The sequence below is a fragment of the Microcoleus sp. MOSTC5 genome, assembly GCF_036701825.1.
Lineage (GTDB): Bacteria > Cyanobacteriota > Cyanobacteriia > Cyanobacteriales > Microcoleaceae > Microcoleus > Microcoleus asticus.
In genome coordinates, this window is the sequence record NZ_JAUBRK010000018.1 from 47,579 (window position 1) to 71,998 (window position 24,420).

The window sequence follows — 24,420 nt, forward strand, 5'->3', positions numbered from 1 at the left end:
TGTTAACTGTTGACAGACTAGGTAAGGTGCGCCGTAGGTAAGGTTCGCAATGCGCACCCTACATTGAGAAATTTTTCTTTCTTCTTCCCTCTTCCTTCTTCCCTCTTCCTTCTTCCCTCTTCCCTCTTCCCTCTTCCCTCTTCCTTCTTCCTTCTTCCCTCTTCCTTCTTCCTTCTTCCCTCTTCCTTCTTCCCTCTTCCTTCAAATTATGAAATTCAGTGTTATCAAACAGCGATCGCTCTGGTGGAGTATTTCCGCCGCTATAATCCTCGCAGGTATAGTGTCGATGGCGATTTCTTGGACTCGTCCCGACATTCGCGCACCGCTGCGCCCTAGTTTGGACTTTATCGGCGGCACTAGGCTGCAATTTGAACTCGACTGCACGAAACCAGAAAATTGTAAACCGATCGATCTTGCTGCTGTCCGTGAAATTCTTGACACCCAAGGTTTAGGTGGCAGCAGCATTCAAGTTATCGGCAAAGAACAGCGAGGTTTATCGTTACGAACGAAAACTTTGGATGTCGAACAGCGGACTAATTTACAAACAGCTTTGAGCGAAAAGATAGGGGCTTTTGCTCCTCAATCTACTCAAATTGATACGGTTGGGCCTACCCTCGGTAAACAATTATTTACTTCGGGATTGTTGGCTTTATTTCTTTCCTTTGCTGGCATTACTATTTATCTGACATTCCGGTTTCAGTTGGATTATGCCTTTTTTGCTTTCGTTGCTCTATTCCACGACGTGTTGGTTACTCTTGGTGTTTTCTCGTTTTTGGGTTTAGTTCAAGGAGTGGAAGTTGACAGTTTATTTGTGGTCGCTCTCTTGACAATTATCGGTTTTTCGGTTAACGATACAGTGGTAATTTACGATCGCGTGCGCGAAGTAATCAAGCTAAATCCGGGACAGTCGATTAATCAAATTGTCGATGATGCTGTCATGCAGACGCTGGGAAGGTCAATTAACACGACGATGACAACGCTGCTGACATTGTTTTCAATCTTTTTGTTTGGCGGCGAAACCCTCAAATACTTTGCTTTAGCTTTGATTGTCGGTTTTATTGCTGGTGCGTATTCGAGTATTTTCATTGCCAGTACGCTGCTAGCTTGGTGGCGCAGTCGCACTGGCAACTCCATCCCTGTTCCTGTGGAAGCCATCAACCCGTCAGAGGAAGTTTAGGTGACTGTTAACTGTTAACTGTTAACTGTTGACCGTTGACTGACTCATAACTAATGACTAATGACTAATTACTCATAACTAATGACTAATGAAAGCGACGCAAATTTTCAAATTGAAGTCCAAAGGCTTCACAAACTAACAGTTTATGGCCGCTGGTTAACTGTGATATTGCTCTGGATTAGCGTCGGTTCTTTGAGCATTTGGGGTTTGCGCGACGAAATCGCTTTGTGGTTAGAACACTTCACTTGGGCTGCGGTGCGCTACGGTTTATCTTTTCACCGCTGGCCGACTCTCGGTTTGGGTTTGTGCTTGGGAATGACTTTAGCTGTGCTAACTTGGCAAAGTCGCAATATGGTGCGAGGATTGCCCCTGCGGGAAAAACAGGGTTTGGAACAACAAGTGCGCCGCATTCGCCAGCGGGGGCCGAGTCATCCTTTGTGGAAGTGGGTTTGCAAAGGTTAGCAGTAGCCGACAGGCTTTATTCTCCAGTCGTGGACGCACTCCAACCTAAGAAACCGGGTTTTTTCCGAATCTACGGGCTGCAAGCAAATATGAGGGTGAAAAACCCGGTTTCTGGCCACCGCTGCGTAGCTCGTTATTCTTTTAAATCCGTTAAATTCCGTACATTGCTCGTTGCCGAACTTCCTTCTGCTGTATCACGCAAAGCGAGGCAAAATCTGTGCTGGGGGAGACTGTTGAAGTGGAATCTCGATCGCAAATTCTGCTCCTTTTCCCGGTTCCGAAAAGCACTTCAATTCGCCGCCGTGTTGGTTGACAACAATTTCATAGCTAATCGAGAGTCCCAAACCGGTTCCTTGGCCGACTGGCTTAGTAGTAAAGAAAGGGTCAAACAACCGCTTCCGAACATTTTCTGTCATCCCCGGGCCGTTGTCAGAAATTTTAATTATTACCTTTTTTTTCTCAATTAACTCCGTGCGAACCCGAATCGCAGGAATCGGGCGGGTAGAGTTAGAAAGTGATGATTGACTATTTGTACAAGACTGCTCTTGCTCGCCTAGGGACTTGTTCTGGCTGTTTTTATCGACATTTTCGTGTTTGTTCGACTCAACAAGAGCGTAAATGGCATTAACTAAAATATTCATAAATACCTGATTGAGCTGTCCGGGATAGCAATGCACCAGCGGCAAGTCGCTGTATTCTTTGTGAATTGCGATCGCTTCCAGCCCGGGTTTCCCTTTAAGCTGACTTTGCAACAGCATAATCGTGTTGTTGATACCGTCGTGAATGTTGACCTGCTTCATTTCAGCTTCGTCTAACCTGCAAAAATTCCGCAGCGACAAAACGATGTCGCGCACTCTTTCTGCACCTTGCTGCATAGAATTTAAGACTTTCGGCAAGTCTTCAACTAAATAATCGAGTTCTATTTTTTCTGCTTCCGCTGCAATTTCCGGTATCAATTCGGGACAGTGCTGCCGATAGATGTCGAGCATCCGCATTAAACCTTCCGTATACTCTTTAGCGTGGTGCAAATTGCTGTAGATAAAGCCGATCGGGTTGTTGATTTCGTGAGCTACTCCTGCTACTAACTGCCCCAAAGAAGACATTTTCTCTGTTTGAATTAGTTGAGTTTGAGTGCGCTGAAGTTCCAGCAGGGCAAGTTCGAGCTGTTGGGCTTGATGTCTCAATTGCGCTTGCGACTCGCGCATCGCCACTGTTGACAACTCGTGAATTTGCAACTGAGACAGCAGCAGTTGATGTACGTCTAAAAGTTTGTAAGTTTCGGGTTCTACTTGTACTACAATTGGTTCGTGGATTAGTTCGGGCGATCGCTCCAAAGACTGCCGCACTGCCGTCATAATTGAGGTTTCGCGATCGAGAACCAACATATCAGTTTTAGTAAAGCGGTAGAGTATGAACAAAGGCTGTTGAGAAAATAACTCCAAGCTGTAGGGGCGGCTCATGTGTTCAAAAAAACGCCGCCGCGAAATCATCCCTGTAAACTTTCCTTGCTTAGTGATGATGATGCCGGGAACTAAAGGGTTTGCTTGAAAAATTTTAGCAACTTCGTTCCCCGGACACTCAGACTCTAGGAGAAAGTCGTAGAGGGTTAATTCCTGTAGAGTCGATCGCAAACCAAGCGGCGATTTCAGGGGACTCAACCCGTCATTTTCATACACTGCTCCCTCCTTTGGTAATTGGCAGTAGCGGTTGGATGCTAGTAGTATTGCGTACTATTTGGACTGCATTTTCGACTCTTTTTATAGCTGAAAAATCAACTCTACTCTGCTCGCTCGAATCGAGTTAATTCAGCAAGATTTTTTTGCTTTAAATAGTGCTGGTGTCACCCGAAATAAGCTTGCAGGTTAGATTAATTTAACAGCAGACACCCCTTTGAAACCTGACTGTGTAGTAAATTTTATCTCTCCAAGATTCTACTAATCCGAATATAGCAGTCATAACTATTTTTAATGTTTGATGACATTAATTTGCTTCAGATTGATAGACATCTGCGGCCTGTGGCAGTACATTTGGTATCACCCCTTGCGTAAAATTATATTACAATAAAACAAGACTAGCGACAAATTGGCAGCCGATCGCCCACTTTTATAATTCAGCCAAAACCGGTTTCGGGCAACGGCCAATAAATCTCAATTGTCAGTTTTTTCGCACAAATGCCGATCGCTCTGAACCCGAAGATTGTATTGTAGGTAGTCTTCCAGCCAGGAACACCCGATTCCGAGCAATTTGTCAAGTTCGGCAGCTTATACTTTAGCAGCATCGAGAGTCCAAAGCTTCACCGACGAATCTTTCCCGGCAGATGCTAACGTTGTGCGATCGGGAGTAAAACTCATACTCCACACATCGGCTTGATGTGTCCTAAAATTTTGCAGCAAAGTGCCATCAGGGCGCCAAAGTCTCACCTTACCGTCCATACAGTCCCCTGCGAGCATCTTGCTATCGGCGCTCCAACTGACACTACCCAAACCTGCTGTAGAATCGTCTAGAGTTTTGAGCAACTTGTCGCGGGTGTTCCAAAGTTTCACCTTCCAATCGTGACTCGCAGAGGCAATCATCTCACCGTCTGGCGAGAAAATCCAGCCCCAAACTTCATCTCCGTGTCCTAAAAGAGTTTTCTCAAGTCGAAACTGTTTTTCTCCGCTGCCTTTCCCTAGTTTGAAAGTTCAATCCTGACTGCTGGAAGCCAACATATTGCCGTCGGGACTGAACCTGACTGATGTAACTGGTCTAGTATGTCCTTTTAAAGTTTGCAGCAAAACGCCGCCTGCACTCCAAATCTTAATACTTTTATCATAACTGGCAGTAGCAATTAGTTGGAAGTTGGGCTAAAACTCGCGCTCCAAACTAAATCTAGGTGTCCTTTCAAAATTTGCAGCAAAGTTTCGTCGCGGCGCCAATTTCTGGCAGTATTGTCAAAAATTGTAGAAGCAATTAACTGACTGTCTAGACTGAAAACAACCTCAGTAATTGAATTGCTGTGTCCTGGCAAACTCAAAATCAGCTTGCCGTTTGGCTGAAAAACTTTAACAGTAAAGTTGTCACCCGCACTCACAATTAACTTACCATCTGGGCTGAAATTAGCGGTGTGTCCGTTAGCCAAACGATTGCGCTCTCGGACTACATTTACCGTGCGGAAATTGTAGCAAGATTGACAAATCTTGTGAGTTAGAAATGGCTGTCCTCCCGTCCAAGCTAATATGTGTTTGAGAATTTCTAGGGAATTTTTTATTTTTTAGCCCATCCTTGAGCTAAAAGTATGGCTTCTGCCAAATCAAATCCTTTGAACTAAATGGCGCGCCCTATATAAAACGGAGTTCTGGTTTGGTCAGAGATTAAATTTTGAGGAGTAGCGAATCCAAATAAGGCAAAACTCAGGCGGTTCTATTCGGGATTTTCGGCGCGTTTGTTGTAGCAGCCGCGCAACATTGCAAAAAAGTCGTCGCTGGAGAAGTTGAGGGAGAGAATACTGTCTATTTCATCGATAAAAATAACGATATTGCGATCGCTCGAAGCAAGCAATACCTGTTCGATAAATTCATTTAATCTGACGACTGGCGGCAAGTGTTCTCGATCTCGCCACCAAGTCCTGACATTCATTTTAATTTTAAGGCTGTTGCCGAGAGTGGCTGTAAAGCCCGCCTACCAATACACGGGAGTGATTTGGGCAGTGCCAATTCCTGTGATGTCAACAATCCCGCCGGCGGTGTTTTCTGCTTGCAAGCGGCGTGCTATTTGCACCCGCAGACTCGATTTTCCCATTTGCCGCCCGGTGAGCACGTAGCACAATTCGCTTGCTTTTAACGAGTCGTAAAGTTCGCGATCGGCTGATCTGGTGACGTAGGTAGGAGCATTCGCCGGTCAACTGCCGCCAACTTGATATTCAAATTCTGTTGCTGGCAAATCGCACACGGAGCATCAAGGAGAAGCTGAAGGAAATAATTCTATTTTACCTGAGATATTGCACCATTTTCAATAAGCCTTTTACGGGCGGGCTAGAAGAGCAAAGGGCCCACAAGAAAATTTACTCTTTGTGGAACGGGCCAAAGAGCCCGTTCAGCGAGAATAGTGCAATCTATGAGTTTTAGCCAACTTTTCCCCAACCTCCATTTCAATTTGAGAAAGTTGCTTTGGTTGCGATAATATTTCGATCGTTATTACTTCTCCTTCTCCTTGATTTTAGGCAATTCTCATTAGAAACTCTAAGATGTTGATTTGAGGAACCTTGGGGGCTCTGATTTTTTTGGGCGATCGCACTGAGCTAAATTGAACTGATATTTGAGGAAAGTAAGCGACGGTTTCCATGTGCGAGTTGCCCAGCTAGATGTGCTAACCATATAAACGGCCCGACGATCGTACTTTCAGTACAATGTCAGTATTTCAACCTGCACACCAGTTGAGTCTGACTCTGTGAGAGTGTGAATGTCCCTCTTATCCTTTGGCTGTATGGATTGGAGGTTTTTGAAGGGTGAGGCGGTGCCAGGCCCAGAGGCAGACAGTTAACCAAGCGGCACAAGGAAAGTCGGCCGCTAACGCCCGCGCAGGAAGGATTTTAGGCTCTCGCCATCAAAGAGCAAGAGAGAAAAGCACGACAGCACCAGCAGCAATATCACCCAAAAGAATGATTGATCGACAAAAAGTTGCGTGTTATAATTCTCAATAATTCTATACAAAAATACTTTTACCTAAAAGGAGAACAAAAAATGGAGACACCTACAGATCGCCTACAAGAACCGGTCGGGACAAGAGAACTCGAGTCAATACCTGTATCTGAAAAAGTTTCTGCCGACAAAGTTACTCAGGTTAATTTTGAAACGACTCCTTTAGAAACCCCTGCTTATACTCAGGAAAAAGTTAGCGTCGAGGAGTTGAAGATTAACGGCAACGAGTTGGTTGCTAAAGTTAAAGAACTGATTCACGAAGGCAATATCCGCCGCATCATTATCAAAAATGAAGAAGGACGGATATTGGTAGAAGTTCCACTGACGGTGGGAGTAGTCGGCGGAGTCATCGGTGCGGCTTTGTTTCCAGTCATTGCAGCAATAGGAGCCATAGGTGCATTGGTCGCTCACATGACTATCATCATTGAAAGAACAGAGTAAAAAAAACTCGGTTGTTACTAATGCTGATGTCCGGTTAATTTCCGGTAATAAGGCTTGTTTGTAGTGAGTACGATAGTTCTCTCTTTATGGATGAGAAAAAACTTGCCTTTATTACTACGATTAACCTAATTTTGGTTATCTAACCGGACTTAAACAAATTTCAAGCCCAAACAGAGCATCGAACTGGCTTTAGAAGCAGAGAATACGTCCCAATTTTCGTTTACTCACTTCACAAACGTAAAAGATATCGCTGTTCTAAACGCTTCGAGTGCCTCTGTAAAGGTGTTTAACGGGAATGAGACAAAAACTGAGACAAAAATGGCTTGAAACCTAGAGAGAGACTTTTAGCTCGACAGGGCATAAATCAAGTATTTACAAAGGTTTCAGGCATTTTTAGGTTATGGACATCTTTCCCCTGCGATCGAGAGGTTTTCAGCCCCTTTAGGAGCTTTAAAATGTTTAAGTCCCATTAAAGGTTTATTTGCCCACCTACGTCTTAATCCTCCGCTTAAGGTATACCAGATAATGAAAGTGTAGGCAAAAACACCAAAATTAAATGCCTCATTAAACTGCGTTTATCTCTGACTTGATATTCTTTGAGTCCTCATCATCAGAGCTTCACGATGATAGAAAACTTCGACCGAATTTCTTTGTAAATAGGTCTTTGCTATCTGCTCCCCTGTTACCGTTGAAAAGTCAACATTAGTAATCAAATAATCAATTTCACTGGCTTCATCGAAAATAGCTGCATTCATGACGCTCGCTATTACTTTCTTGTTTGTGTAGTTTGATAACTCGATTTATATTCTGGCTAACCACACCGCAATCGTTTTTTTTACTTGTAGGTAAAACTAGGGAAAGCTTTGTGGGGCAAGGTTTTTGCTAACTCGTCTCCTGGAATATCCTATTTGTCATCTGCTCCTTTTTGAATTATTACTTTTCGATTTTTGGCGATTCGTCCTATGTGTCCTATGTATTTTAATTTCCTTTTCTCTAATTTTTGTAAAAAATTTGTATTATTGCCATACCCAGCATCAATTAGCACTATCGAGGTTTTTTCGCTCCCGAGCTCCCAATAATCCGCCTAAATAGTTTTTAAAATCCCGTTTTTGGGCTTGATGACCAAAGATATCGTCAAATCTTTGACACCATTTATCAAAGCAGGGGGGCATTGCGGCGGGGGTTGTGTCTTTCATTGCTCATTTTTTAGATTTATACGTTTGCAGAGCAGGCATTATAACTCATTTAGCTCGTATTTTTTGTTTAAGTCCCGCGAATTCTATTCCTTTGGGGAACTTGGACAATCACTCTAAGGGTAGAGCCTGGTTAATGCGTTGGGGAGTTAAATTGGATACAAATGAAGGAAAAACCAAAAGTTCTCTAAACTCCTAAGCAGAAAGCTGTTAAGCATTTAAACTCGGTATGACCAAAACGCCAAATGCTTACACCTGAATCTTCACAGTGAGTGAATCGAAAGAACTGATTTCAATGCTGAACCGCTTAGCTCAAGTTTTCAAACTGAAGCATCTCCTACAGACTAATATTTTTTGAATAGTTGTGACGAAGATAATTATGAAACCTAACGAAGAAAATAGCTCTAGCCGTGAAATTCATCAAGAAGTTCACACAGATGCAAGTAACGGTCACGTCAGTACAACGCGAACTACTACAAGTGTTCCGAGTACAGCGGCGAAGGCTTCTAAAGAAGCAGCTCATCACCAAGGTTACGTACAGGGTGAAATGGCGGAAAACCACCGCCAAGTTGAAGTCCAAGAAGTCCGCGACAATCAGAATGCTGGTCGCGGGTTACTGTTAGGGATTCTTCTTGCTTCTTTGACCGGCTTAGTTCTGGGCAGTATATATTACTTTAATCGGGGTGAGGAGGCTCCTACTCCTACTGCTGCTCCTGTGATTGTTGTACCGAAATCGAATCAGCCTTCAGCAACACCTGCTCCGACTCGGACTATAGAGAGAGAAAAAACGATCATTGAAAAGATTGTTCCGGTTCAACCATCTCCCGTTCAAAAGGCTACGCCTGCTCCTCAACCAAGTGCAGCTCAAAAGGCTACTCCGGCTCCTCAACAAAGTCCGGCTCCCAATATCAATATTACAATTCCAAATTCACAGCAGCAAGATGCACCCGCTCAGCAAGCAGCGCCGTCTCCATCTTCGCCGTCAAATAATACCAATACTACGGTTCCGAATTCGGAGAACGAGCCAGCTACCACTCCGCCAACTCCAGCACCTGAGAGTTCAGCTACTCCATCTCCAACTCCAGATGATGGCGCTTCTGGAGCAGGTACCAGCGGCGAAACTAATACGCAAAGCCAGACCGATTCTAATCCTACGGGTACGGCTGTACCTGATAGCAACCCCGGCGCACAGGGTGCACCTGGTTCACAGCCATAGAAGTTGGATGTCTAATTAGTCCGCCTGGGGTTCAAACCCCAGACTCATAGCTAAAGTCCTTTAAAGAGGACTTTTTTTTATGGTTTAAATGAATATTTCTTCAATCATAGGCGATCGGGCATCTTGCGTTGTATTTTTTGGGCGGGCGGGACACCCCACAAGAATTTCATCCAACTTGACTGTAAAATTTAGACGCGCCTGGGCTTAGCGAGATTAGCGGAACTCAGACAAAAACTGAGGCGAAAATGGCTTCAAACCTAGATCAAGAGAGACTTTTAGCTCTAATAAGCATAAATCTAGTATTTACAAGGGTTTCAAGCATTTTTAGCTCATCGACCTCTTTCCCGCGATCGAGAGGTTTTCAGCCCCTAAAGGGGCCTTAAAATGTCTAAGTCCCACTAACCGGAGATCGTGGCTGAACTCAATAAACCAGGTTTCTGCGATCGCGAACTTTTTCAGATTGTGCTAACCTCTCCTAAGAAAGAGTTTGGTGAGCTAATTTAACTTTCCCTAAAGCCATCTTCCTGCTGTCAAAGAGTTTCATCACCCCAGAGGAGATCGTGTCGATTACATCGGGAGAACAGTAAGACAGAAACTCTTCCGACGAATTAGGGTCGGCAAAAAAATCTTGAGCTTTCTTCAAAAAATTTTCAGTTTCAGCAAAGCCGATAGATTTGATAATAAACGTAGCTACGGGAGAGTTTTTAATATCATAGCGAGATTCTTGATTTCGTCCTATTGCTAACAAATTTAAAACCTCTCTTTCTAATTGACTTTCTAATGGGTAGGCGCTCTGTTGTTTGGGCAAGTAATCCTCCAAAACCGCTGTTTTAGATCCGGGTGCGCGCAATTCTCCCATCATAGTTGAAAGCGGAATATCCCGCCCCAAGCGGTAGGAAAGAGCTTCTAAAATGGCGATTGTAATTAGCTTGATAGCCAGATAAAGTTTAGCAACTTCGATATTTTTTCGAGTTCTGGCAATCAGGTTAGCGTAGGTTGCATCATCCGGCTCTTGCCTAAACTGCTGGAAAACCAGTTCTGGTTTGAGGAACTTCAAAAATCCTTCCATTTTTTGCAGAGACCTGCGATATTCGACAACAGTATAGGTATTGGTCTGGCTCAATTCGTGGTTGGTTTCTGGCATCAAGTTCCAGGTATTGTCTAAGAAATTAGAGGACTTGGGAGAGGCAAAATTCTCTACATCACGATTTGCTAACCTGACCGCTCGCTTGACAATTTCTACGGTTTGGGCATCGCTCCATCCCAATTTAAAATCGCGGTTCGCACTTACCAAACGCTGGTACAAAAGTTCGATCGCACTCAAACCACTGGGCGAAAGCGGACGAAAAGGAATAGTAGCTTCGATGCAAGAGGCGATTTCGGCGATCGTACTAGCTGGCAAAAAAGGCTCTAAACATTTGGCAGCAATAACGGCACTCAAAAATTCGTTTTGGCCGCCAAACGGAGAGAGAGCCTTGCCGGGAATAAACCCAAATACTGAGGCCACTAGGTGATACATGGCATCGTTGGGCAGTTCGGTTTCATCTCTAATAACTAACTGCGATCGCACCTCTTTGACAAAAGGACAAAGGGCGCTACTAATATTGAAACTGACACCCTGATCGACTTGCACGTACACGAGGTCGTGAAACAGCGCAGCCAGCACCTCGATCGGATCGACTGACCCCCCGACCTCAAAAATGTGTTCCGACGTGTGAAAGTAGCGCCAAGGCCCTCTCATCGTTTGAATGATGAGCTCAGCTATCTCCTCCAGCATCGGAATCTCTACTCGACCTCTCAATTGCTCGATCGAGCTTACCAAGCAATCCAAGCACCGTTTTTGTTCTCCCAAAAGCTCCATTTACGCACCTCCAGTGCATTCCCTGATTGTCTTGCGTTTGATTGCATGGTATCAAAACACGCTGCCATCCTGCCATGATTCGTCACTCAAAAATTGCAAATTTTAGGGAAAAAGAGGGAGAGGGGGGAGGGAAAGAGGGAGAGGGGGGGATGGGGAGAGAGGGAGAGGGAGAGAGAGGGAGATAGGGAAATTAAATATTAAAAATTCTGCATTTGTGGAGATTCGGGCAACTTGGGCGAGCGGTATCATAAATTACAGTCAACCTGAGAAAAAGTTGGTAAAGCCTTGATGAATTTTTGATGAATTTTTGACAAAAGCTGTGGGTGGGTGGCGGGCAATTCAGCTTTAAGCTGCTGCGGTGTAAATGCTGCGTCCAGCCTCAGAATAACATTCGTAGACTTGCTGGTAAACCTCTTGACATTTGCGCTGATACGCTTCGATTGAGTAGCTTTCGGGCAGCCCATCTAAAATTTCCTCGATCGCCACTTTAACTGCTGCCTTGGTTTGCTGTCGCCTGCGCCAATCTAACACTAATTTTTCTTGTTTGAGGGTTGATAAAAGTTCCTTTGCTACTTTCTTGATTTCGTGCTTTTCTTTTTCGTTAAAGTAATAGCTGGTTTGGTCAATAAGTCAGAAATCGCTAATTCTTCCTCTGCCCAGTTCTCGGATATTGCACGTTTATCCTCAAAGTTGATTTCTTGGGCAAACTCCACCAAATCGGCAAATAATGTCTCGACATTGCGATAACTGCTGTTGTATTCATCAATCTGTTGCTGGAACTTGTCTAAGTAATTGATCCGGGTTTTGGTGAGGCGTAGCATCTGGGTTAGTTGGCTGCTAATTATGCCTTTGAGTTTCTCTGTTTCGGTGTGTTTGTAACTCGATGCAAACAGGGCTTTGAGCCAGAAATTATATCAGCATGAAGGTGGGTAAAAGCTTCACAGCTTCTGAATTCGGGAAAGAGATTTCTGTAATAGCTAGAATACTCATCAATCAATTTCAAAGTCGAATTAGCTTGGCGAGGCTTAACCATAGACCCAGCTCAGCTTTGAGAGATTTTAGTCTATTATACTCGGACGCTTTGTGACAGAAGAGCGATACCACAAGAGTTTTGAATTTTTTTATGTCGGGAGGGTTAGCGATCGCCCTCGCCAAGTCCAGCCCCAACCGGTTTCTGTTTTAGCTGAATAGCCCTTGCTGTGAGTGCGGACTTGCTATCGCCTGGAAGTCTCTGGGGGTAAAGCTTTTCCATTTGCTCGATCTGGTTTTTCTTTAAACCTTGAAGGTTGCCGTAGATAAGTCTTTCGTCGCTTAGATAGAGTTTATTTACTATTTTGGCTTGACTTCGCCCTTGAGTGCATTTACTCCAAAAGTATTGCAGTTTTCAGGGTTAGTCGCTAGAATAGCCAAACTGTCAAGTAAAATCATCCCAACAACGAGACAGACATTTCCGATATCCGCTTATGACCATTGCCTATACTCCACCTTGGCTGCTGAACAACGGCATATTAATGACGTTGTACACCGCATTAAGGGCTAGTCGCGGTTGGGAAAAGACGATCCCTTACCCAGAGCCCCCTTACCGAGAACACATCTTTACTGGTGCCTGTGGAGTCCCGATTTTCGGCTGGGTTGCCATCCCCGAAAATCCCCGATATACCATTGTCGGCACTTACGGCATTACTGGCGATCTGGATAATCAATGGTTTCTGAGGCTACTAGGCCGTAAAGCCTATGCTCAAGGCTGTGCAGTGGTATTATTTGACTGGCGAGCTCACGGCAAAACAGCCAAACTCTCTCCCACCCTGACTTCTGATGGCCTATACGAAGGCGAAGATTTCGTTCGGATTGCTGCCGCTGCTAAAGAAATGGGATGTCCCGCGCCTTTTTGGTTCACGGGTTATTCCCTGGGCGGACAATTAGCCTTGTGGGCCGTAAAATCAGCTCAGACGATCGCAGATTGGGGGCCTGACTTAGGACTCGAAGAGTCAGAACTAGCAGGCGCGGCGGTGATTTGCCCCAGCTTGGACTCGAACCGTTCTCTGTCTTATCTAGTTAAAGATGAGTGGGGGAAATTTTTAGAAAAAGCGATCGCGCGACAGTTAAAAAAACTAGCAAAAAAGATCGCTAAGGCACATCCAGGGGCGATCGATCCTGCCGCTATTGAACGCGCCAACAGCATTTGGGGCTTTGACCATGAACTGGTAATTGGCCCGTTAGGTTTCTCCTCTGTGGAAGAATACTATGACGCTAGCAGCGCTCTACACATTTTGCCTCACCTCAAAAAACCCACTTTCATCCTCTATGCAGCGGACGATCCGATGTTTGACCCGGTGCTTGTCCCTGAGTTGCAAGCCATTAGCGCGAACAATCCTGCCTTAGAATTAGTGGTGACAGCCTACGGCGGTCATGTTGGGCATATCAGTAGTAAACGTTGTCAGCATCAATTTGCTGATAGCGATCGGTGGTGGGCATGGAATCGGATTTTACAGTGGTTCGATGCCTTGAGTGTTGATTAAGATTATCAAATAAAATTTGAACACTCCTCGGCAATAGTTGCGGGGAGGAAAGGATTAGGGGGTTTAATCCCTCCAGTCCAGAACCTTAAAACTATTTTGCAAAAACACCAGACATCTGGGCACAAGCTGAATGGCTTACTGGGACTCAATTGTGCATAATTTGCACAGCCGCTTGATTTCACGATTTGACGACAGCATCAGGATTAGAAACAATTTTAGTTAAAAACTGGTGAATAAATATCGATTAATTTATTCGTTTTTTTGAGAATTGTGTCAGCTATTAACTAGGTAAAACTAAAGCTCATACTCTCAATCTAATCAAACCGCAAATTGCGATAATTACTGTCTCGTAATGCCTTTTTCTTAACCCAATTTTTTATTGAGCCACTCGAAACCAGCATTCCCCCAGCACCACAAGCCGGGTCTAAAATTCCCCCGCAATTCGGCTCTATTACATCGACAATCAGCTTTACCAGTGAAATTGGAGTAAAAAACTCTCCGCCTTTGGGCCCTTCTTTTTGAGCAAAATTCCCAGGAAATACTGATAAAATTTCCTAAACGCATCTTCATTAATATTTGCTCGGGGAATTCGATTTAAGATTTTCAACAACTCCCGCAAAATCTGTTTTTCCAAGCTGTAAAAATTTCTAGGCCAAGCGCCGCCCAGTTGCTCATTTTCATCTGCTTTCGCCTTCATCGCCGCATTAATCGCACCGCCAATATTCTCTGCTTCCGGGCGATCGATCAAATAATCGTGCGCGGGCAATTTCCGGCAAATAAAGCGCCCAAGAGTGCGTGGTAATCCGCCTTACCCACGGTGCGCCGCCTGCAACTTCCCGCTGCTATTTCCCCAGAAACCAGGGCAAACTTATAGTCAGCATAGAGGAGAAAAACCAACCCCAAAACGGGGACGGAATATTGCGAAGGCTTGAGTTTAGAGTTGGCCGGCTCGTTCGTCGGCTGCTTCCCAAAGGCGTTTTTCGAGTTCGGTGTAGAAGGCTTGCATTGTTAGTGTTATCTTCCACGTCCTTGATAGATTCCCTCGTCCTCGGCAACAACAAACAGCACCGCCTCGTACAAACCCTTATTTGAGTTTAGATACGAGCGATCGCATCAAAACCAAAGAAACCCGGTTTTTGGCCGTTGCTGTCGGTGGTAACGAAGTATTTTCGTAAAACACCCGGTTTCTGACTGCCTGCGCGTCCAACCAAAGAAACAAAGAAACCGGGTTTTTGGCCGTTGCTGTCGGTTTTAACGAAGTATTCTCGTCCAAAACCCGGTTTCTGAGTACCCGCGCGTCGATTTTCAGCTTTTAGAGAGAGGTAAAAACTCGCCCGATCGCTACACTATGATTAACTAGGAACTCAGCAATTTGGGAGAAGAGGTGAATTGAAATTCGTGTCCGACCCGCGAATAACAGTCAAAATCCGCAAAATGAAAGAGCGGGTGCGGTGGCAAGAACAGTCGATCGTCGATCGGGGAATCGACCAAACTCGGATGGTTTTAGAATCTCAAACCACCGACTCTCCAGAGTTTTCGTTTTTAGTCGCAGGCGACAGCGGCACGGGCAACCACCGCGGCCACAATCCCCAGCGGCAAGTGGCCGAACTGATGCTCTCGGAGCGCGAAAATTGCCGTTTCCTCATCCACACGGGCGATGTCGTTTATCTCGTCGGTTCCAGCGAATATTACTTGCAAAACTTTATTCGCCCCTACCGAGAATTTATAGTCGGCGGCGAGCAACCCTCTCGGATTGCCCACGATCGCATGGTGTTTAACTTTCCGTTTTTACCCGTACCGGGAAACCACGACTATTACGACTTGCCCATAGTCTACGGCCTTCTGTCGGCGACAGCTTTGCCGCTGCGCCGGCTGTTGGGTTCCAAGTTGGATCTCGATGTCGGCTGGCACGGTTCCGATCGCGGAAATACCTACGCTAAAGCCTTTCTCGACTACCTCAAAGCTCACAAAATGCCGGGAGATCTCGATCGCCACCTAGACGCCCACTACACCGCCAGCACCAGCACCGGCCGCTGCCTCCGCTACCAACCCGGACGCTTTACCCGCTTACCCAACCGCTATTACACGTTCCGCAGCGGCGGCATCGACTTCTTTGCCCTCGACTCCAACACCTTCAACGAGCCCTTGCCGATCCCGAAAACCAAACAGGGCGACATTCGCCGCCAGAATTTGGAACTCGATCGGCAGAAGTTGGAACAAGAAAAATTGGCAATGCTCGAAATCTGCGCTCGGCTGAACCCCCAAATTCCCGAGGAAGCCGAACAGCTAGACGACTTGGCAGCCAAATTAGAGCAAGTTGACGAAATCCTGATGGATATTGACAAACAACTGTCCCCCGACAAAACAGCTACAGACGTTGAACAGCTCGAATGGCTGAGAAAAAGACTGATTGCGTCTTGGGCTGATTCCGAGGTGCGGGGGCGGGTAATTTACCTGCACCATCCCCCCTACGTGACGGAGGCGACAAAGTGGAATCAAGCTCAAACTTTGGCGGTTCGGTTGCGATTGCGCGAGGTACTCGACGGGGTAGCCGATGCAGTTGGGGAGGCGGCGCTGGGGCGTCCGCTAGTAGATTTGGTGCTGACCGGCCACGCTCACTGTTTGGAATACCTGCGGACTGGGGATACCGGACACGGCGACTCTGGGATTAATTGGATTGTCTGCGGGGGAAGCGGCCACAGTCTCCGCCGCCAGCGCCCGGAAGGGCCGGTGTTGCAGGAAGCATCAAGTCCAGAAGCTTATCGCTCGGCGCGCGAGGGCGGGCGATCGCAAAAAGACTCTCGGCGGATAGCGGAATCTTTGCTATTTGTCGGCCGCAGCGGTCAAGGTTCCCACAAACGCCGTCCTTATTCGTGTTTGCGGATTGATGTTCTCGATGGGTGTCCTCCCAAGTTTCGCATCCGACCTTTGGTTGTCGAACGATTTGAGGGGAAATGGCACGAGATCTCGATCGAACCTTTTGTGATTTAACTTTCGTTTTTCTGTAAGTCTCGATCCCCCTGAAAAAGGTGGACTTTGATCGATTCCAGTTCCCCCCTTTTTTAAGAGGGGTTAGGGGGGATCGAGAGCCGAATGCTCTATCAACTTAATTCAGGACAAAAATTCCATGATTGCTAATTTAACCGCCACCGGCTGGGAAATTATTTACCACCGCGCCCACGCTTTGCTCGCGGCGCAACTTGGCGGAGAGTGGAAGCGCTCGAAATCTCCGGTTCGCCTCTACGAAACCATAGCGGCTATTTCGCATCACGATGATTTGGAGAAAGAGTGGGAAGAAAATATTTTGACTGAAGCGGGCGCGCCCTTTGATTTTACCTTGCAGACGGAAACCTCTCTGCCGAAAATTAAAGCCATGACGCAGAATGCCCTATATCGCGGTCGCTGGGTAGCAATGCTGATTTCTATGCACATGACCTTTCTCAACGAAGGAAAGCGGGGAGAGTCGAAGGAACTCGATGAGTTTTTGGACGAACAACTGGAAAATCAAAAAAAATGGCGCAAAGAGTTGCAAGTTTCCGAGAAAGATGCTAAGGCAGCTTATGCTTTTTTCCAGTGGTGCGATCGGCTATCATTAATTCTTTGCAGCCGCGAGTTACCCGCCGGAGAACGAGCTTTAGAAATTAGTGTCGGCCCGGACGGTAAGCGCTACGATATTGTACAGAACAGCAACGAACTTGTGACTGTAACTCCTTGGCCTTTTGAAGACGATAAGTTTACTGTTAACGTCGAAGCGTGCCATTTGGATAAAGTCAAGTTCGACAGCAACCAGGAAATTAAGGAAGCGCTGCACAAAGCTCCCCGCGAAGTCTTAGAGTGGACTTTTGTCAAGTCTTAATTAAACCTCTAGCAAAAATACTGCACCGTTCTAGGTTTGTAGGGAGAACTTCAGCCACTCGATTTTTATGAGGACTGAAGTTCTCACTACAAACCAATTTGATTGTTGCCGATTGAACGGACATAATATTATCAATGAGCCATCACCAATTACCGATTACCCATTACCAATTACCAAATATGAAACGTTCAGCCTGTCTAATTTTCAATCCCGTCGCCGGCAACAGCGACCCCGACCAAGACTTAGCTAGAATTCAGGAACTTTTAGAGCCTTTTATTGACTTAGACATTCGGCTGACAACCCGAGAATTAGATGCAGATCAAATCGCCCGCGAAGCAGTTGCTAGGGGAGTTGAAGCAATTATTGCTTCCGGGGGCGACGGCACATTATCCGCAGTGGCTGGGGCGATTGTGGGCACAAATATTCCTTTAGGAATTATTTCGCGGGGAACGGCGAATGCTTTTGCTAATGCTTTAGACATTCCGAATACAATTGAAACCGCCTGCGCAACTATTTTTGGAGGGTTGACGCGGGTGGTGGATGCGGCGATTTGCAACGGTGAAATGCCGATGGTTTTGTTAGCTGGAGTGGGTTTTGAGGCGGAAACCGTCGAACTAGCCGATCGCGACATGAAGAATCGCTGGGGAATGCTGGCTTACATTCTATCGGGAATTAAACAGTTAAACAATTTAGAAAGATTTGAAGCGGAAATCGAAACCGAAGATAAAATTATCAGCCTTACTGCTGTCGCCGTGACAGTGGCGAATGCAGCGCCGCCTACTTCGATTTTAGCTCAAGGGCCTGCCGGAATTATTTTTGATGACGGCTTGCTGGACGTGACGCTGGTGGCGCCTCAGAATAAAGCTGGGGCGATCGCAGCTTCTTATCATCTATTGCAAACAGCTTTGAGCGGGAATGCTACGGATCGCGACGACATCGGTTATTTGCGGGCAAAAAAAGTAACAATTAGTGCCGATCCGCCTCAAAAAGTGGTTGTAGACGGCGAAATCATCGGCATGACTCCAGTTTCTATTGAGTGCGTTCCGGGAGGTTTAACTATTTTTGTACCGCGAGTTGAAGAAGAGCCCGTGGTGGAAAAACTCAGCGGTTTAGCGGACATCGAAATTACATTGAAACCCTTAGATGAAAATTTTTAGCAATACAAACAATAAGAAAGACCGCCCGGGCGGTCTTTCATTTTTAGGCGTCTAAAATTTGGCGAATGCGGCGCTCCAAACGTTCGAGATCGAGTCCGCCTTCATCGCGGCTGATGCGGCGCACGGTGACGTTAACATTGCTCAAATCTGCCAGCAAATCTTGGAGGATTTCTTGTTGCTGCCTAGCTTGAGTTATTTCGCGCGGTTCCTGCACGAGGTCGCGGATGATGGTGTCTTCGGCTCGCGAAGCAACGATCGGGTCTGCTTCGCCATCTATATGCACGAAAGTGCGCCGACCGGGCCCCCGTTCTTCTTCAATTGGTATTACTGCTGTTACTCGATCGGAGCGTACATATTTGCCAAATCCCAGGTGGACTAAGACAGAAGATTGTATTTTCATAGATAGCAAGATTTATTTGTTAGTTATCTATATTTTAACTTTTAAAAATATGATTTGACAACTAAATGAGAGCTATTGCTAGTACAATATTGGTGGGTTTTTTCGGGTGTTTTATAGTTGTCATATTTAGTAAAAAATGCTAATATTTTGCGATCTGCGAGCATTCCGAGATTCGTACAATCCGACAGTCCGGCGGGGGTTTTAATCCCTGTCGGACTGTCGGAATATGGCAAATCTCGGACTGTTAGATTACTGTGGGAATATGGCAAGTCTCGGATTGTGCGAATCTCGGACTGTCAGTGCGCGACAGTTGGCTGATGGGTTAACATAAAATTAGAGCAGTTTGCGATCGCCCGCAACACATTTCAGGGAAACAGCCTACCGATTTGAGATTTGAGCATTACAACCGCGGATAAACAGGAAGACCTCCATGATCCCAATTAGTATCGACTTAGTTATCAGTCTGCTGACTGCAATTCCCATCGCTTCCATCAAAGACAAGCTTCAGCGCAACGAAGCTGTCATCAAATTATTAAAAAAATTCAACATCGAACCCGACGCGCCGCCAGCCGATTTCGCGGGAGTCTATGTTTATACTTTAGTAGAGTATGGCGCTGGGAAACCCAAGCAGATTTTAGAACTATTTCGGCAACCAGAGATTAAAGAAGCATTTCGCAAAGCCTTCGAGTCCGACAGCCCAGCTATGCTGGTGAAAGCAGGCGAAGAATATCTCAGCCAGTCTGCTTTAGGCCAAGAAATTCGAGATTTAGGCATTGACCCCAGACGGGAATTCATGGCATTTGCAGCCGTGTTTATGGAAGTAGCAAAGCGGACGCGGACGCTGGGAGATGTGATGGTGGGAAATGCGATCGCCTCTTTGCAAAAACGCCTATCTATGGTACTCGATCGCATCGACCGCCTCCCCACTATCGAAGGAATCCGCACCGAATTTGCACGACTGGAAGCTGAAGATTATCCCGCACTTCCCGCCGCCGCATCAACTAATATTCAAAAGTCTCAAGCTTTTATTTTATCACAACAAGTTCGCGGCTGGTTTGAGACATTAAGTTATAAGTTTGAAACCTATCAAATCTCGGAAGATAACTATTTTGAATGGATTATCAATGTTCCTGTCAGACGCAATCGCTACGATCGCATTTTAGTGCGCGGAATTGCCGGAGAAGCGGGACTCAGAGATATCTCTGCCTTGCGCGAATCTGTAGCAAAACAGCGCACCGATGAAGGTTGGTTAGTCACCGCTCGCCGCATCAGTCGCGCCGCGCGGGATGAAGTAAAGAAAGCCGAAAATCGCGATCTAGCTTGCTATACCTTCGATGAATTGCTCGACCAAGATGCCGATTTTACCGCTTATCTGGATTGGCTAGAAACTGAAATAACCAGCCGAGGAATTGATACCAAATATGTGCCGCTAGCCTGTACGAAAGAAGAAATTGACCCCGATACTCAGCGCAAGATAGGCGTGAGTCATTATGGCGATCGAGATGGCTGGATCGAAGGTTATATTGACCTGTGGTTAGATGACCCAGTTAAAGAACATATTTCAGTTTTAGGAGAATTTGGGACGGGGAAAACTTGGTTTGCGATGCACTATGCTTGGATGGCGCTGCAACGCTACCGAGATGCTCAAAAGCGCGGCTTAGAACGTCCGCGTTTACCGTTAGTAATTCCTTTGCGAGATTACGCCAAAGCAGTTAGTGTCGAGTCGCTATTTTCCGAGTTTTTCTTTCGGAAACACGAGATACCTTTAGCGGGTTATTCGGCCTTTGAACAACTTAATCGCATGGGTAAATTTCTGCTGATTTTCGATGGTTTTGATGAAATGGCCGCTAAGTGCGATCGGCAACAAACCATCGACAACTTTTGGGAACTAGCAAAAGCCGTCGTTCCCGGCGCCAAAGTCATCCTCACTTGCCGTACCGAACACTTTCCTGAAGCCAAGGAAGGACGGGCATTGTTAAATGCAGAACTGCAAGCATCAACAACAAATTTAACAGGCGAAACTCCCCAATTTGAAGTATTAGAACTAGAAAAATTTAACGACGAGCAAATTCGGCAAGCGCTGTCATTTCAAACAGAAGCCGCGACAGTGGAAAAAGTGATGGGAAACCCGCAGTTATTGGATTTAGCGCGTCGCCCGGTGATGACCGAGTTAATTTTGGAAGCATTGCCCGATATTGAAGCTGGAAAACCAGTAGATATGTCGCGGATTTATCTGTATGCGGTGCGGCGGAAGATAGAGAGAGACATTAAAGCAGAACGCACTTTTACTTCTTTAGCAGATAAGCTTTACTTTTTGTGCGAACTGTCTTGGGAAATGCTGTCTACCGACCAAATGAGCCTGAATTATCGCGGTTTTCCCGATCGCATTCGCAGCTTGTTTGGTTCGCTCGTGCAAGAGGAAAAAGACTTAGACCACTGGCACTACGACATGATGGGTCAAACGATGCTAATCCGCAATGCTGATGGGGATTATACTCCGGCGCACCGTTCGTTGTTAGAGTTTTTTGTCGCTTATAAATTTGCAGCGGAATTGGGAGTTTTGGCCGCAGATTTTACCGAATTAGTTGAGCCTGAACAGTCTTGTGTCAATCCTGATGCAGCGCCTCGATCGTACACTTGGTCTAATTATTGTCGGCTTCAGGCCCAGAAGAGAAATAACAACGAACTTATCGCACCTTTAAAGGGATTTGTTGCTGAAGATTTAGGTCAACTTCTTCAGAGTTTCGGACAAGCGCCGCTGACTAAAGCAGTTATGGATTTGTTGTTACCGATGTTGGATGCAATTTCTCCCCCCTTGTTAAGGGGGGCCGGGGGGGATAGTGACGATGCTAGCCAGGAGAGATCCCCCCAACCCCCCTTAACAAGGGGGGCTTTAGAGAAGTCGCCCCTACTCGAAATTATAGAAACAACACGGGGGAAAAGTGAAAGTGAAGTAGGTTATGTGGGAGGGAATGCGGCGACGCTGTTGTTAAAAAAGAACAAGACTGCTTTAGAAGGAAAAGACCTCTCTAGTGCCGTTATTTTAGGTGCTGATTTTACAAATGCTAGTCTGCGCCGCGTCAATTTTGCTGAAGCGAATTTGACTAATTCTACTTTTACTAAAATCTTCGGCAGCGTGCGATCGGTAATATTTAGTCCTGATGGCAAACAGTTAGCTACAGGTGATAGTGATGGTGTAGTTCGCTTGTGGGAATCTAGCAGTGGAAGAGAAATATTGACCTGTAAAGGACATACCAACGTGGTGGAGTCTGTCGCCTTCAGTCCTGACGGTGAGATACTGGCTAGCGGAAGTTATGACAAAATAATCAAGTTATGGGATGTCAAAACTGGTGAATGTTTAAAAGTGTTGCAGGGACATACGGAATCAGTAATGTGTGTCACCTTCAATCCTGATGGAAATATACTCGCTAGTGGGAGTTTCGATCGCACGATAAGGTTATGGGATATCCGCACGGGTGAATGCCTCAAAACTTTGCCAGACCATACTAAAGTTGTATTTTCAGTTGCTTTCCATCCTGCTGGTGAAATACTTGCTAGTGGAAGCGGCGACAAAACAGTGAGGCTGTGGAATATCGGTAGCGGTGAATGTCTTAAAATTTTGTACGGTCATAAAAACGTGTTTTCAGTTGCTTTCAATTATGCTGGTGAAATACTTGCTAGTAGTAGCGACGACGAAACAGTGAGGCTGTGGAATATCGGTAGCGGTGAATGTCTTAAAATTTTGGAGGGACATTTCGATAAAGTACGGTCAATAGCCTTCAGTCCAAATGGCGAAATACTCGCTAGTGGAAGTCACGATCGAACAGTGAAGCTGTGGGATATCCGCACTGGTGAATGCTTGAATACTTTGCAAGAACATAACGATCGAATAGGGTCAGTCGCCTTCCATCCTGCTGGTGAAATACTTGTTAGTGGAAGCGGTGACCAAACGCTGAAGCTGTGGGATATCAACACTGCTGAATGCTTGAATACACTGCAAGGGCATAGCACTCAAGTAAGGTCGATCGCCTTTAGTCCCAACGGTGAAATGTTTGCCAGCGCCGATGACGAACAAACAGTCAAGCTGTGGGATGTCAGCAGCGGTGAGTGCCTCCAAATTTTGCACGGGCATCTCGATCGGGTAAACTTAGTTGCCTTCAATCCTTCGGGTCAAATACTTGCCAGCGCTAGTTATGACCAAACACTGAAACTGTGGGATATTCGCAGTGGTGAATGCCTTCATACTTTGCCAGAATTTGGCAATGAAACACTATCGATAGCCTTCAGCCCAAATGGTGAAATACTTGCTAGTGCAGGCTACCAAACGGTGAAGCTGTGGGATATCGGTACAGGCGAATGCCTCAAAACCTTGCAAGGGCATAACACTTTATTATACTCGGTTGCCTTCAGTCCTTTGGGCGAAATATTTGCCAGTACAGGTTATGACGGAACGGTGAGGCTGTGGGATATCCATACTGGTGAATGCCTCCAAATCTTGCAGGGGCATACTGATTGGGCACGCGCGATCGCCTTTAGCCCGAACGGTGAAATACTTGCCAGTGGAAGTGTGGATCAAACAGTAAGACTATGGGATATCAACAGCGGTGAATGCCTCAAGATTTTTCACGGGCATACTGATTGGATAAGTTCAGCGGCCTTTAGTTATTCGGGTGAAATAGTTGCTAGTGGAAGTGTCGATCACACGGTAAGATTATGGGATATCCGTACAGATCAATGTCTGAAAATTTTGCAAGGTCATACCAATAGAATTAACTCTGTTGCATTCAAATCAAACGATCAAATTATTGCTACTTGTAGTCAGGATGGCACAATTAGGCTGTGGGATTTTCAGACTTGTGAGTGCCTCAAAATATTGAAAAGTGACAGACATTATGAAAACATGAATATTGCAGGAGTTACGGGTTTAACGGAAGCTGAGAAAGCCACGCTCAAAGCTTTAGGGGCTGTGGAAAATTAATCATCGCAAAGGACGAACTATGCAGTCAGCAATACGGATTACAAGCAAAGTTCTTGCAGGAAATAAACTTGAAATTCAAGTGCCGCCTGGATCTGTGGGCGAAGAGGTTGAAGTGTTTGTGATTATACCAGAAAAGCCTCAAGGTGGGCGGCGTAAAGTGTTGGAATTGCTTACAGAAATCCGCAGCCGTCATGTTTCCAGAACTGTTGAAGAAATTGACCGGGAACTAGAAGAAGAAAGAAACTCATGGGACAACTAAACCTACCATGCTTCATCGGAATTGATATTACCCATAATTAGGACACGGCAGTGCCGTGGCCCTACAATTAATCGGGCGAGGGTTACATTTCTCATCGAGGAAAATCGATGATTTTGGGGTAGGGAAACGGCATTGCCGTGTCCTCCGTTACTAGAGTTATCCGAACAGAACTTACGCACAGGTGGTCAGAAACCGGGTTTTTTCGATAATACTTCGTTGAGGCCA

At 45.8% G+C, this 24,420-nt stretch carries 23 protein-coding genes and 2 pseudogenes; 10 read left to right on the forward strand and 15 right to left on the reverse strand.

Features of this window, described 5'->3' with window-relative positions; all coding sequences use genetic code 11:
* Positions 1 to 58: 58 nt before the first annotated feature.
* Positions 59 to 205: a hypothetical protein gene (locus QUA54_RS12130; RefSeq protein ID WP_333414825.1), complete on the reverse strand. Its 147-nt coding sequence runs from the start codon at positions 203 to 205 to the stop codon at positions 59 to 61.
* Between the two features lie 3 nt (positions 206 to 208).
* Between QUA54_RS12130 and secF the strand changes: the two genes are divergently transcribed.
* Both secF and QUA54_RS12140 read left to right on the forward strand, forming a co-directional pair.
* Complete coding sequence (gene secF, locus QUA54_RS12135; protein WP_333414826.1) at positions 209 to 1,177, forward strand: protein translocase subunit SecF; 969 nt, start codon at positions 209 to 211, stop codon at positions 1,175 to 1,177.
* Between the two features lie 81 nt (positions 1,178 to 1,258).
* Positions 1,259 to 1,639 (forward strand): hypothetical protein, encoded by a 381-nt coding sequence (locus tag QUA54_RS12140; RefSeq protein ID WP_333414827.1) that lies wholly within the window; start codon positions 1,259 to 1,261, stop codon positions 1,637 to 1,639.
* A gap of 194 nt (positions 1,640 to 1,833) precedes the next feature.
* Here QUA54_RS12140 and QUA54_RS12145 read toward each other — a convergent pair whose 3' ends face one another.
* The 6 genes and pseudogenes from QUA54_RS12145 to QUA54_RS12165 all read right to left on the reverse strand — a co-directional run bounded on the left by QUA54_RS12145 (position 1,834) and on the right by QUA54_RS12165 (position 5,254).
* Positions 1,834 to 3,315, reverse strand: coding sequence for an ATP-binding protein (locus QUA54_RS12145; protein WP_333198185.1), 1,482 nt, complete (start codon positions 3,313 to 3,315; stop codon positions 1,834 to 1,836).
* Positions 3,316 to 3,900: 585 nt separating this feature from the next.
* Positions 3,901 to 4,071 carry a hypothetical protein gene (locus QUA54_RS12150; protein ID WP_333414877.1) on the reverse strand — a complete coding sequence of 57 codons (171 nt, stop codon included), beginning with the start codon at positions 4,069 to 4,071 and terminating at the stop codon, positions 3,901 to 3,903.
* Positions 4,060 to 4,266, reverse strand: a pseudogene (locus tag QUA54_RS12155) (WD40 repeat domain-containing protein); the annotation flags it as partial. The gene QUA54_RS12150 and the pseudogene QUA54_RS12155, both read right to left, overlap by 12 nt.
* A 54-nt stretch (positions 4,267 to 4,320) precedes the next feature.
* Entirely contained in the window at positions 4,321 to 4,467 is a 147-nt protein-coding gene (locus QUA54_RS34455) for a WD40 repeat domain-containing protein (protein WP_445301552.1), read from the reverse strand.
* On the reverse strand, positions 4,467 to 4,757 hold the full coding sequence (locus QUA54_RS12160) for a hypothetical protein (RefSeq protein ID WP_333414828.1): 291 nt from the start codon (positions 4,755 to 4,757) through the stop codon (positions 4,467 to 4,469). The genes QUA54_RS34455 and QUA54_RS12160 overlap by 1 nt, the downstream gene beginning before the upstream one ends.
* Before the next feature lie 281 nt (positions 4,758 to 5,038).
* The gene (locus QUA54_RS12165; RefSeq protein WP_445301549.1) at positions 5,039 to 5,254 is read right to left on the reverse strand and encodes an AAA-like domain-containing protein; all 216 of its coding nucleotides are present in this window, start codon (positions 5,252 to 5,254) and stop codon (positions 5,039 to 5,041) included.
* A gap of 1,103 nt (positions 5,255 to 6,357) precedes the next feature.
* Between QUA54_RS12165 and QUA54_RS12170 the strand changes: the two genes are divergently transcribed.
* On the forward strand, positions 6,358 to 6,756 hold the full coding sequence (locus tag QUA54_RS12170; protein ID WP_172191511.1) for a DUF4342 domain-containing protein: 399 nt from the start codon (positions 6,358 to 6,360) through the stop codon (positions 6,754 to 6,756).
* A gap of 470 nt (positions 6,757 to 7,226) precedes the next feature.
* Here the strand turns inward: QUA54_RS12170 and QUA54_RS12175 are convergent.
* Positions 7,227 to 7,952: pseudogene (locus QUA54_RS12175) on the reverse strand (transposase); the annotation flags it as partial.
* Positions 7,953 to 8,328: 376 nt separating this feature from the next.
* Here QUA54_RS12175 and QUA54_RS12180 point away from each other — a divergent pair.
* Positions 8,329 to 9,165 carry a hypothetical protein gene (locus QUA54_RS12180; RefSeq protein WP_333414829.1) on the forward strand — a complete coding sequence of 279 codons (837 nt, stop codon included), beginning with the start codon at positions 8,329 to 8,331 and terminating at the stop codon, positions 9,163 to 9,165.
* A gap of 475 nt (positions 9,166 to 9,640) precedes the next feature.
* Here QUA54_RS12180 and QUA54_RS12185 read toward each other — a convergent pair whose 3' ends face one another.
* The 3 genes from QUA54_RS12185 to QUA54_RS12195 form a co-directional block, all read right to left on the reverse strand.
* A complete protein-coding gene (locus tag QUA54_RS12185; RefSeq protein WP_333414830.1) occupies positions 9,641 to 11,026 on the reverse strand; it encodes a hypothetical protein in 1,386 nt (461 codons plus the stop codon).
* A gap of 345 nt (positions 11,027 to 11,371) precedes the next feature.
* Positions 11,372 to 11,653, reverse strand: coding sequence for a type I restriction enzyme endonuclease domain-containing protein (locus QUA54_RS12190; protein WP_333414878.1), 282 nt, complete (start codon positions 11,651 to 11,653; stop codon positions 11,372 to 11,374).
* Positions 11,596 to 11,919, reverse strand: a complete 324-nt coding sequence (locus QUA54_RS12195) for a type I restriction enzyme endonuclease domain-containing protein (protein WP_333414879.1) — start codon at positions 11,917 to 11,919, stop codon at positions 11,596 to 11,598. Before QUA54_RS12195 ends, QUA54_RS12190 begins: the two co-directional genes overlap by 58 nt.
* Positions 11,920 to 12,489: 570 nt before the next feature.
* On the opposite strand from QUA54_RS12195, the gene QUA54_RS12200 reads away from it, so the two are divergent.
* The gene (locus QUA54_RS12200; RefSeq protein ID WP_333414831.1) at positions 12,490 to 13,545 is read left to right on the forward strand and encodes an alpha/beta fold hydrolase; all 1,056 of its coding nucleotides are present in this window, start codon (positions 12,490 to 12,492) and stop codon (positions 13,543 to 13,545) included.
* Between the two features lie 314 nt (positions 13,546 to 13,859).
* On the opposite strand, the gene QUA54_RS34460 is transcribed toward QUA54_RS12200, so the two are convergent.
* The 3 genes from QUA54_RS34460 to QUA54_RS12210 all read right to left on the reverse strand — a co-directional run bounded on the left by QUA54_RS34460 (position 13,860) and on the right by QUA54_RS12210 (position 14,818).
* Positions 13,860 to 14,096, reverse strand: coding sequence for an N-6 DNA methylase (locus tag QUA54_RS34460; protein ID WP_445301553.1), 237 nt, complete (start codon positions 14,094 to 14,096; stop codon positions 13,860 to 13,862).
* Positions 14,015 to 14,311: a hypothetical protein gene (locus QUA54_RS12205; RefSeq protein WP_333414832.1), complete on the reverse strand. Its 297-nt coding sequence runs from the start codon at positions 14,309 to 14,311 to the stop codon at positions 14,015 to 14,017. The genes QUA54_RS34460 and QUA54_RS12205 overlap by 82 nt, the downstream gene beginning before the upstream one ends.
* Before the next feature lie 318 nt (positions 14,312 to 14,629).
* The gene (locus tag QUA54_RS12210; RefSeq protein ID WP_333414833.1) at positions 14,630 to 14,818 is read right to left on the reverse strand and encodes a hypothetical protein; all 189 of its coding nucleotides are present in this window, start codon (positions 14,816 to 14,818) and stop codon (positions 14,630 to 14,632) included.
* Between the two features lie 125 nt (positions 14,819 to 14,943).
* Between QUA54_RS12210 and QUA54_RS12215 the strand changes: the two genes are divergently transcribed.
* The 3 genes from QUA54_RS12215 to QUA54_RS12225 all read left to right on the forward strand — a co-directional run bounded on the left by QUA54_RS12215 (position 14,944) and on the right by QUA54_RS12225 (position 18,558).
* Positions 14,944 to 16,536, forward strand: a complete 1,593-nt coding sequence (locus QUA54_RS12215) for a metallophosphoesterase (protein ID WP_333414834.1) — start codon at positions 14,944 to 14,946, stop codon at positions 16,534 to 16,536.
* A 136-nt stretch (positions 16,537 to 16,672) separates the two neighbouring features.
* Positions 16,673 to 17,401, forward strand: a complete 729-nt coding sequence (locus QUA54_RS12220; protein ID WP_333414835.1) for a DUF3891 family protein — start codon at positions 16,673 to 16,675, stop codon at positions 17,399 to 17,401.
* A gap of 179 nt (positions 17,402 to 17,580) precedes the next feature.
* A complete protein-coding gene (locus tag QUA54_RS12225) occupies positions 17,581 to 18,558 on the forward strand; it encodes a YegS/Rv2252/BmrU family lipid kinase (protein WP_333414836.1) in 978 nt (325 codons plus the stop codon).
* 43 nt (positions 18,559 to 18,601) lie between these two features.
* Here QUA54_RS12225 and QUA54_RS12230 read toward each other — a convergent pair whose 3' ends face one another.
* A complete protein-coding gene (locus tag QUA54_RS12230) occupies positions 18,602 to 18,958 on the reverse strand; it encodes a hypothetical protein (protein ID WP_172186242.1) in 357 nt (118 codons plus the stop codon).
* Positions 18,959 to 19,388: 430 nt separating this feature from the next.
* On the opposite strand from QUA54_RS12230, the gene QUA54_RS12235 reads away from it, so the two are divergent.
* A complete protein-coding gene (locus QUA54_RS12235) occupies positions 19,389 to 23,936 on the forward strand; it encodes a WD40 domain-containing protein (protein WP_333414837.1) in 4,548 nt (1,515 codons plus the stop codon).
* Between the two features lie 19 nt (positions 23,937 to 23,955).
* Positions 23,956 to 24,195 carry a hypothetical protein gene (locus tag QUA54_RS12240; protein ID WP_333414838.1) on the forward strand — a complete coding sequence of 80 codons (240 nt, stop codon included), beginning with the start codon at positions 23,956 to 23,958 and terminating at the stop codon, positions 24,193 to 24,195.
* The last annotated feature ends 225 nt before the right edge of the window (positions 24,196 to 24,420 follow it).

Bases quoted from the DNA above. Each gene is read 5' to 3' on its own strand.
- QUA54_RS12220 (WP_333414835.1), top strand. From the start codon at position 16,673: ATGATTGCTAATTTAACCGCCACCGGCTGGGAAATTATTTACCACCGC.
- QUA54_RS12150 (WP_333414877.1), bottom strand. From the start codon at position 4,071: ATGGACGGTAAGGTGAGACTTTGGCGCCCTGATGGCACTTTGCTGCAA.
- QUA54_RS12185 (WP_333414830.1), bottom strand. From the start codon at position 11,026: ATGGAGCTTTTGGGAGAACAAAAACGGTGCTTGGATTGCTTGGTAAGC.
- QUA54_RS12240 (WP_333414838.1), top strand. From the start codon at position 23,956: ATGCAGTCAGCAATACGGATTACAAGCAAAGTTCTTGCAGGAAATAAA.
- QUA54_RS12235 (WP_333414837.1), top strand. From the start codon at position 19,389: ATGATCCCAATTAGTATCGACTTAGTTATCAGTCTGCTGACTGCAATT.
- QUA54_RS12225 (WP_333414836.1), top strand. From the start codon at position 17,581: ATGAAACGTTCAGCCTGTCTAATTTTCAATCCCGTCGCCGGCAACAGC.
- QUA54_RS12140 (WP_333414827.1), top strand. From the start codon at position 1,259: ATGACTAATGAAAGCGACGCAAATTTTCAAATTGAAGTCCAAAGGCTT.
- QUA54_RS12200 (WP_333414831.1), top strand. From the start codon at position 12,490: ATGACCATTGCCTATACTCCACCTTGGCTGCTGAACAACGGCATATTA.
- QUA54_RS12230 (WP_172186242.1), bottom strand. From the start codon at position 18,958: ATGAAAATACAATCTTCTGTCTTAGTCCACCTGGGATTTGGCAAATAT.
- QUA54_RS12170 (WP_172191511.1), top strand. From the start codon at position 6,358: ATGGAGACACCTACAGATCGCCTACAAGAACCGGTCGGGACAAGAGAA.
- QUA54_RS12165 (WP_445301549.1), bottom strand. From the start codon at position 5,254: ATGAATGTCAGGACTTGGTGGCGAGATCGAGAACACTTGCCGCCAGTC.
- secF (WP_333414826.1), top strand. From the start codon at position 209: ATGAAATTCAGTGTTATCAAACAGCGATCGCTCTGGTGGAGTATTTCC.
- QUA54_RS12180 (WP_333414829.1), top strand. From the start codon at position 8,329: ATGAAACCTAACGAAGAAAATAGCTCTAGCCGTGAAATTCATCAAGAA.